The organism is Coprococcus sp. AF19-8AC (assembly GCF_003603115.1).
Lineage (GTDB): Bacteria > Bacillota > Clostridia > Lachnospirales > Lachnospiraceae > Coprococcus > Coprococcus aceti.
Genome location: NZ_QTMI01000005.1, coordinates 99703 through 108138 on the forward strand (window position 1 = coordinate 99703; position 8436 = coordinate 108138).

Genomic DNA, 8436 nt, shown 5'->3' on the forward strand with positions numbered 1-8436 from the left:
TATCATGCGTATAAGTGGTCATATCATTAATCAGAATAAATATATAATCAAGGAGGACAAAATCATGATGAAGGCATTAAAGAAGGTAAACTGGAAGAAGCTTGGAATATTTGCAGGTGGAGTATTATTTGGAACAGCTGGTATCAAGGTTCTCTCAAGCAAGGATGCAAAGAACGTATATACACATTGTACAGCTGGTGTTCTTAGAGCAAAGGATTGTGTCATGAAGACAGCAAATACTATCCAGGAGAACTGTGGTGATATCTACGCAGGAGCAAAGGATATCAACGAGGCAAGAGCACAGAAGGCAGCAGAGGCTGACTTTGAGGATACTGAGTGCACAGAGGCTGAGAGCGCTGATGCAGCGGAGACTGTAGAAGAGTAATCAGTATAAGACAAAACATAAGAAAGAGGCGAAGATCTTGAAGTTTTCTATTTTAAATGAAACAAAGAATCGTCTGCGTATACACATGGCACAGAGCCGCATGACCATGGCACAGGCCGACATACTTCAGTATTATCTGGAGAACTGTGAGGCAGTGGAAGAGGTCAAGGTGCACGACAGAACCTGTGACGCGATCATCATATATGATGGTGACCGTGCAGCGGTGATAGATGCGCTGAGACAGTTTGGATATGACAGGGTGGAGGTTCCGGCGGATCTCACAGAGACATCAGGCAGAGTCATGAACAGACAGTATGAGGACAAGCTGTTTTGGAAGACCGCCTGGTACATGACCAAGAAATGGATTATGCCAATGCCGCTTCGGTATTGTCTGACATCCGTCAAAGCTCTCAAGTATATAGGCAAGGGGCTCAAGTGTCTTGCGAACAGGAAGCTTGAGGTGCCGGTTCTCGATGCAACAGCCATAACAGCATCCATTCTGACAAATGATTTCGCGACAGCGGGATCAGTCATGTTCCTTCTGGAGATCGGTGAGATCCTTGAGGAGTGGACACATAAGAAGTCGGTGGATGGACTGGCAAGAAGCATGTCACTCAATATCAATAAGGTATGGGTGCGTGTGGATGATTGTGATGTACTTATGGACAGTGCGAAGATCGCAAAGGATGATCTGGTAGTGGTTCATATGGGCAATGTCATTCCATTTGATGGTGTTGTGGATCAGGGCGAGGGCATGGTCAATCAGGCATCCCTCACCGGAGAGTCAGTACCGGTCCACAAGGGACACGGAGACAGTGTATATGCAGGTACAGTTGTTGAGGAAGGTGAGCTGGTAGTCAGGGTTGTAAAGACTGGTAAGACCAGCAGATATGATAAAGTTGTTGCGATGATAGAGGAGTCTGAGAAGCTTAAGTCAGGACTTGAGAGCAAGGCAGAGCATCTTGCAGATGGTCTTGTGCCATGGACTCTCGGTGGAACTATCCTCACATACCTTTTAACAAGGAATATCACCAAGACACTTGCGGTGCTCATGGTCGACTATTCATGTGCATTGAAGATGTCCATGCCTATAGCGGTATTGTCTGCTATACAGGAGGCAAATAAGCATCACCTCACAGTCAAGGGCGGCAAATTCCTGGAGGCTGTAGCTGATGCAGACACGATAGTATTTGACAAGACAGGAACACTTACAAAGGCATCACCTACGCTTGTACGCGTCGTATCATTTGACGGAAGAGATCCTGATGAACTGCTCAGGATAGCTGCGTGTCTGGAGGAGCATTTCCCTCATTCCATGGCAAGAGCGGTTGTGGCAGGAGCTGCAGCCAAGGGGCTGGAGCATGAGGAGATGCACTCCAAGGTTGAGTATGTTGTGGCTCACGGTATCTCATCAAGCATAGACGGCAAGAAGGTTGTCATAGGAAGCTATCATTTCGTATTTGAGGATGAGGGCTGTGTGATACCTGAGGATAAGATAGAGCTGTACGAGTCGTTGTCCAAGACTCATTCACATCTGTTCATGGGAATCGATGGCAGGCTGGCAGCAGTCATATCCATCAAGGATCCGGTGAGACAGGAATCGGCCGAGGTTGTTTCAAGGCTCAAGAAGCTGGGAATCAAGAAGGTTGTCATGATGACAGGAGACAGTGACAGAACGGCCAAGGCTATTGCAGAGCAGGTAGGAGTGGATGAGTATTACTCAGAGGTCCTTCCTGAGGACAAGGCAAAGTTTGTCGAGGCCGAGAAGGCTGCGGGCCGCAAGGTCATCATGGTGGGAGATGGAATCAATGACTCACCTGCACTGTCGGCATCCGATGCTGGAATTGCCGTAAGTGATGGCGCGGAGATTGCCAGAGAGATCGCAGATATAACTGTCAGTGCAGACAATCTGTACGAGCTCGTAACACTTAAGGAGCTCAGCAATAAGCTGATGAGCAGGATCAACAGGAACTATCGCAAGATAGTGACCATCAACACAGGACTTATCATCCTGGGCGTGATGGGAGTTATCCAGCCAACCACATCAGCACTGCTTCACAATTCATCGACGCTTCTCATAAGTCTTGACAGTATGAAGAAGCTGCTGGATTGATGATTGGAGCATAGAATTATATTGATGATCGAAGCGTAGAATCATATAGAATATAAAATAAAGCTGCCCTTTTCACTGGGATGAGTACCCGGGATTCCGGAACATTAGTGAGGAGGGCAGTTTTGTAGTTAAAAAATGATTTTAAATAATAAAAATAATCTGTAAGAATTGTTGACCGGGCCGACAGGATATGACAAAATGTACGTATAAAACATGAGTAGATAGCTGAACATAAGGGCAGAATATTAGCAGATATTATCTGGAATGTTTATGAAATGAAAATATACAGATGTGTGTGGAGCACAGCATGATGCGTGTGTTCATCACAATAGAATGGAGGATGATCAGTATGGTAAAAACGGTAAAAGGCGATAATTTTGAAGATATAAAGGCATGCGGTGTGGCGGTTGCGGATTTCTCAGCAACATGGTGCGGACCGTGCAAAATGATGGCACCGGTATTTCACACGGTTGCAGATGAACTGAATGGTGAAGTGGACTTCTTCAGTGTGGACGTGGATGAGAATCCTGGACTTGCGGCTGCCAATAAGGTGTTCAGTGTTCCGACATTGATACTGTACAAGAATGGTGTTGAGGCATCGAGGAGTGTCGGAGCTATATCCAAGTATGATCTTCTCGATTTCATTGAGAAGATCAAATAATTGTCTGTGATATGTATCCCGGATATTTTCATTGGGATCTGAATTGAAGTGGGGATACAAACTAGAAACAGGAAAAACATAAAGCCCTGTCAGACTTAACATTCATATGGGTCTCATATTATGGATACATATGAATGTTAAGTCTGACAGGGCTTTAAGGTTATTGAAAACACATTGACTATCTGGCGTCTCTGTCTACATATTCTCTATACTTAACCAGACTCTTATATGCCGGTCTGATGATCTTGTCTGTAGTGACAAGCTCCTCGATTCTGTGAGCGCTCCATCCAACTATACGTGCCACTGCAAAGAGCGGTGTGTAGAGCTCCCTAGGAATTCCGAGCATCTCATACACGAATCCGCTGTAGAAGTCTACGTTAGGGCTGACACCCTTGTATATCTTGCGTTCCTTGGCGATGAGCTTTGGCGCGATCTTCTCAATGTTGTTGTACAGAGTCATATCCTCGTCCCTGCCCTTGGCAGCGGCAAGCTGTTCGACAAATGACTTGAAGACTTTTTCTCTTGGGTCTGACAGTGAGTAAACGGCATGGCCCATACCATAGATGAGTCCCTTGTGGTCGTAGGCTTGCTTGTTCAGCAGCTTATCCAGATATGCCTCTATGGCCTCTTCGTCATGGTAATCCTTTATGTGCTCCTTGATATCGTCCATCATGTTCATAACCTGCAGGTTGGCACCACCATGCTTCCTTCCCTTGAGGGATGAAAGGGCGGCGGCAATGGCAGAGTATGTGTCAGAGCCGGATGACGTTACAACTCTTGTGGTGAATGTGGAATTGTTACCACCGCCGTGCTCCATGTGAAGCAGAAGTGCTATGTCAAGAACTCTTGCCTCAAGCTCGGTATACTTCATGTCAGGCCTGAGCATCCTGAGGATGTTTTCAGCCACGGAAGCATCCTTGTCAGGTCTGTGAATGTACATACTTCCGTCGTTCTCATAATGGTTGTATGCGTGATAACCATACACAGCCATCATAGGAAATGTTCCGATGAGACCGATACACTGTCTGAGAACATTGTCTATATCCAGATTGGTAGCCTGATTATCGTATGAAGCCAGAGTCAGCACACTTCTTGTCATGGAGTTCATTATATCCACACTAGGTGCTTTCATGATGACATCACGGGTAAAGTTGGTCGGCAGGTTCATGGACTCGGCGATGACACTGCTGAATTCTGAGAGCTGAGCCTCGGTAGGCAGTTCTCCGAAGAGAAGAAGATAAGCAGCTTCCTCAAATATATGGCGTTTTCCTTTGCCGCCTTTTACGAGATCCTGTACATCATAGCCTCTGTACAATAACTGTCCGTCACACGGAACCTTCTGGCCATCCACATCCTTAAATGCTATGATCTGTGATATATTGGTAAGACCGGTCAGAACTCCCTGTCCATTCTCATCACGCAGTCCTCTTTTTACTCCGTATCTGGCATAGAGCTCTTTGTCTATCACATCATGCTGCTGACAGAGAGAAGCCTGCTTCTCCACGTATTCTGTCAGATTCTCCATATACTCCATATAAGTAACTCCTTTCCGTTTGTATGATAAATCAGATGATCTTTTTGCATATGTCGCTTAGACAACATGCGTCGCAATGTGGCTTCGTTCTGGCTGTGCACACGGATCTGCCGTGATCCACCAGCCTGTGACAGAAGTCATTGCTCTCATCTGGAGGTACAAGCTTCCACAGTTCCATCTCAACCTTCTTCGGATCTTTTATCCCGTCAACCAGTCCCATTCGGTTGACAAGGCGTATACAGTGGGTATCTGTTACAATGGCAGGTTTGCCGTAGATATCACCCATGATGAGGTTTGCGCTCTTGCGGCCTACGCCGGGGAGCTTAAGCAGCTCATCTAGACTGTCAGGAACCTGGCAATCATAGGAATCAACAAGCATATTCATACATGCACTAATATCTCTGGCCTTGCTCTTCCCCAGTCCGCAAGGTCTCACAATGGCCTCGATGTCACTGACATCGGCAGCAGCCAGTTCTTTTACTCCCGGATATTTGGCAAATAAATCCTGGACTACCACATTCACCCTTGCATCAGTGCACTGCGCCGCCAGGCGGACACTGACAAGAAGCTGCCATGCGTGTGAAGTATCGAGGGTGCATACTGTGTCAGGATATTCCTTCTTCAGCCTCTCGATAATGTCCAGTGTTCTCTGTTTTTTCGTATATCTCTTCTGTGATTCCATAAAAAAGACCTCCAGTCTCTATATGATAACATGAAAGGCCTGCAAATGGATATCGAAAAAGAATTCTTAATAAAAATGTTAGAAGTGTGAAAATGTTGGGAAGAGAAGACATGCCGCAGCCCAGTATATGTGCTGGGCTGCGGCATGTCTATGCTGGTATAAATATCATGTCTGAAAGATCTTACTTTGTTCCGAAGATTCTGTCGCCGGCATCGCCAAGTCCTGGGCAGATGTAAGCGTTCTCGTTCAGCTCGCGGTCAACATGACCAACGTATAGCTGGATGTCAGGATGAGCCTTGAGAAGTCTCTCAATTCCCTGCGGTGCAGCGATGATCGACATGAACTTGATATGCTTACCGCCGTGCTGCTTGATGAAATCAACGGCAGCAACAGCTGATCCTCCGGTTGCAAGCATAGGATCCGTGACAACTATAAGTCTCTCATCGATAGGATCAGGGAGCTTGCAGTAGTACTCGTGAGGTTCATGAGTCTCCTCGTCTCTGTACAGACCGATGTGTCCAATCTTGGCTGTAGGAACCAGAGCCTGAAGTCCACTGACCATTCCAAGTCCTGCACGGAGAATAGGTACGATCGCAAGATTTCTTCCTGCGATGACCGGAGTCATGCATTCCTCGATAGGAGTCTCTATACATACATCCTCGGTAGGAAGATCTTTCAGAGCCTCATATCCCATGAGCATGGCGATCTCTTCAACAAGTGCACGGAATTCGGCAGTTCCGGTGTTCTTATCTCTGAGCTTTGAAATCTTATGCTGAATAAGTGGATGTGTCATAACTGTGTAATCTGTCATATTGTGTAACCTCCTAATAAATAATATACAGATAATTATTATGCCTCAATGTCAGAGTTCTGTGGATTCATTCCAAGTCCGCGGCTTACATCACCCTTGGTGTTCTCACCAAATGTATAGTCGTTACCAGGCAGTATAGCGTTCAGCAGGATGCCGGATATAGCTGCGAGGGCAAGTCCTGTAAGAGTGATAGTTGTGCCTCCGATCGTGAATGTAAGGCCATTTTTGAAACCAAGTCCACATACCATGATAACGGCTGCGATGATCAGGTTTCTTGACTTCGTGAAGTCTACGTGGTTCTCAACCACATTTCTTACACCTATGGCTGAGATCATTCCGTAGAGGATGAAACTTATGCCGCCAATGATGGCGAAAGGCATTGAGCGGATGACTTCTGCAACCTTAGGTATGAAACCGAGAATAACTGCAAAAATGGCAGCCAGTCGTATAACTCTTGGATCGTGAACGCGGCTGAGCTCGAGAACTCCTGTGTTCTCTCCGTAGGTTGTGTTGGCAGGACCGCCAAAGAGTGCGGAGAGAGATGTTGCCAGACCATCACCGATAAGTGTTCTGTGGAGACCTGGATCCTCAAGGAAATTCTGGTCAACTGTAGCTGATATGGCACATATATCACCTATATGCTCCATCATGGAAGCGATGGCGATAGGAGCCATGACAAGTATGGCAGTTAAGTTAAATTTACAGATCTGGAAAGGTGGCAGACCGAGAAAATGTGCGTCTGAAACTCCAGAAAAACTGAGTATTGCTGAACCATCAGGGTTGGTCATACCACAGAAGTGAAGTATGAGTGCAACGCCATATGAGATAAGTACACCCATGAGGATAGGTATGATCTTGAACATGCCCTTGCCCCAGATGTTGAACACAATGACAACAGCCAGTGCGATAAATGCAAGCAGCCAGTTAGTGGATGCGTTTGATATAGCTGATGGTGCGAGGCTCAGACCGATACATATGATGATAGGTCCGGTAACCACTGGTGGAAGGAATCTCATGACACGCTTCACGCCGACAAGCTTGACGATCAGTGCAAGTACAAGATACAGAAGTCCTGCAACCACAATACCGCCACATGCATATGGAAGCTTTTCGCCCATTGGCATGTCCTTGAATATGCCTGTTTTAAGGTCTGCAACTGTGGAGAAACCTCCAAGAAATGCAAATGAAGAACCGAGGAAAGCAGGTACCTTAAGCTTTGTGCATAAGTGGAAGAACAGTGTTCCAAGACCGGCACATACAAGAGTTACCTGAATTGAGAGTCCCTGACCCTCGAAGTATCCGTTTACGAGAAGCGGAACAAGAATTGTTGCACCAAACATGGCAAACATATGCTGGAATCCAAGTAAAAGCATCTTTGGAATTCCAAGCTTACGTGCATCACGAATGGCTTCTTTTTGATTATCCATAAGTAATAATCCTCCCATATTTTTTCTTAGTTAAATATTATAAAGTTTATTTACACTAAGGTCAATTTGAATAGTGTAATTTCCGTAAATTTCATGTCACAATTTTGTGAAAACAGCGAAAAAATGGAGACGATGTAATGCCGCGAAAGGTCGAAAAAGAATTAAGAAATGTAATATATGGTAACGCTTGACAAAATGTTACAGAATTGTTACAATTCTGCTTGGATTGAGTAAAGGGGAGAAAAATAAAGATACAGGTCGAAGGAGACTACAGATATTATGATTGAATTAGAGAACGTGAGTATGACATATCCTGGGGGCAATCAGGCACTCAAGAATGTCAATATTAATATAGAGAAAGGCGAGTTCGTATTTATCGTTGGAAGCAGTGGTTCGGGCAAGACCACTCTGTTCAGGCTTCTGCTCAAGGAGCTCGATCCTACGGAGGGCAATATCACTGTTGCCGGATACGACTACGGCAAGATCAAGAGGAAGGATATACCGAAGGTCAGAAGAAGGATTGGAGTCGTATTCCAGAACTTCAGGCTTCTGAAGGACAGGACTATATACGAGAATGTTGCATTTGCACAGAGAGTCATCCAGACCCCGGCGAGATATATAAGAAGACGAGTTCCGGCCATGCTGACGCTGGTTGGACTTGCAGACAAATACAAATCATACCCGAAGGAGCTCTCAGGTGGTGAGCAGCAGAGAGTTGCCATGGCGAGAGCACTGGTCAACAATCCGGACATCATACTGGCGGACGAGCCTACAGGAAACCTTGATCCTAAGAACTCACTGGATATCATGAACCTCCTTGAGG

At 45.8% G+C, this 8436-nt stretch carries 8 protein-coding genes; 4 read left to right on the forward strand and 4 right to left on the reverse strand.

All coding sequences use genetic code 11. From position 1 onward, the window contains the following. Positions 1 to 64 precede the first annotated feature (64 nt). The 3 genes from DWX57_RS12090 (at position 65) to trxA (ending at position 3159) form a co-directional block, all read left to right on the forward strand. A complete protein-coding gene (locus DWX57_RS12090; RefSeq protein WP_022217250.1) occupies positions 65 to 385 on the forward strand; it encodes a DUF6110 family protein in 321 nt (106 codons plus the stop codon). Between the two features lie 37 nt (positions 386 to 422). After that, the gene (locus DWX57_RS12095; protein WP_117550919.1) at positions 423 to 2498 is read left to right on the forward strand and encodes a heavy metal translocating P-type ATPase; all 2076 of its coding nucleotides are present in this window, start codon (positions 423 to 425) and stop codon (positions 2496 to 2498) included. 349 nt (positions 2499 to 2847) lie between these two features. Beyond that, entirely contained in the window at positions 2848 to 3159 is a 312-nt protein-coding gene (gene trxA / locus DWX57_RS12100) for a thioredoxin (RefSeq protein WP_022217252.1), read from the forward strand. Between the two features lie 178 nt (positions 3160 to 3337). Here the strand turns inward: trxA and DWX57_RS12105 are convergent, their stop codons facing one another. The 4 genes from DWX57_RS12105 to DWX57_RS12120 form a co-directional block, all read right to left on the reverse strand. After that, entirely contained in the window at positions 3338 to 4684 is a 1347-nt protein-coding gene (locus tag DWX57_RS12105; RefSeq protein WP_055146778.1) for a citrate/2-methylcitrate synthase, read from the reverse strand. Between the two features lie 40 nt (positions 4685 to 4724). Continuing rightward, the gene (locus DWX57_RS12110) at positions 4725 to 5375 is read right to left on the reverse strand and encodes an endonuclease III domain-containing protein (protein ID WP_015533674.1); all 651 of its coding nucleotides are present in this window, start codon (positions 5373 to 5375) and stop codon (positions 4725 to 4727) included. A gap of 181 nt (positions 5376 to 5556) precedes the next feature. Continuing rightward, on the reverse strand, positions 5557 to 6186 hold the full coding sequence (gene upp / locus DWX57_RS12115; protein WP_015533675.1) for a uracil phosphoribosyltransferase: 630 nt from the start codon (positions 6184 to 6186) through the stop codon (positions 5557 to 5559). A gap of 38 nt (positions 6187 to 6224) precedes the next feature. Continuing rightward, on the reverse strand, positions 6225 to 7613 hold the full coding sequence (locus DWX57_RS12120) for a uracil-xanthine permease family protein (protein WP_118758031.1): 1389 nt from the start codon (positions 7611 to 7613) through the stop codon (positions 6225 to 6227). 279 nt (positions 7614 to 7892) lie between these two features. On the opposite strand from DWX57_RS12120, the gene DWX57_RS12125 reads away from it, so the two are divergent. Beyond that, positions 7893 to 8436: cell division ATP-binding protein FtsE (locus DWX57_RS12125; RefSeq protein WP_243106232.1), on the forward strand; the 544-nt coding region annotated here is incomplete at its 3' end.

Bases quoted from the DNA above. Each gene is read 5' to 3' on its own strand.
- DWX57_RS12090 (WP_022217250.1), top strand. From the start codon at position 65: ATGATGAAGGCATTAAAGAAGGTAAACTGGAAGAAGCTTGGAATATTT.
- trxA (WP_022217252.1), top strand. From the start codon at position 2,848: ATGGTAAAAACGGTAAAAGGCGATAATTTTGAAGATATAAAGGCATGC.
- DWX57_RS12105 (WP_055146778.1), bottom strand. From the start codon at position 4,684: ATGGAGAATCTGACAGAATACGTGGAGAAGCAGGCTTCTCTCTGTCAG.
- DWX57_RS12110 (WP_015533674.1), bottom strand. From the start codon at position 5,375: ATGGAATCACAGAAGAGATATACGAAAAAACAGAGAACACTGGACATT.
- upp (WP_015533675.1), bottom strand. From the start codon at position 6,186: ATGACAGATTACACAGTTATGACACATCCACTTATTCAGCATAAGATT.
- DWX57_RS12120 (WP_118758031.1), bottom strand. From the start codon at position 7,613: ATGGATAATCAAAAAGAAGCCATTCGTGATGCACGTAAGCTTGGAATT.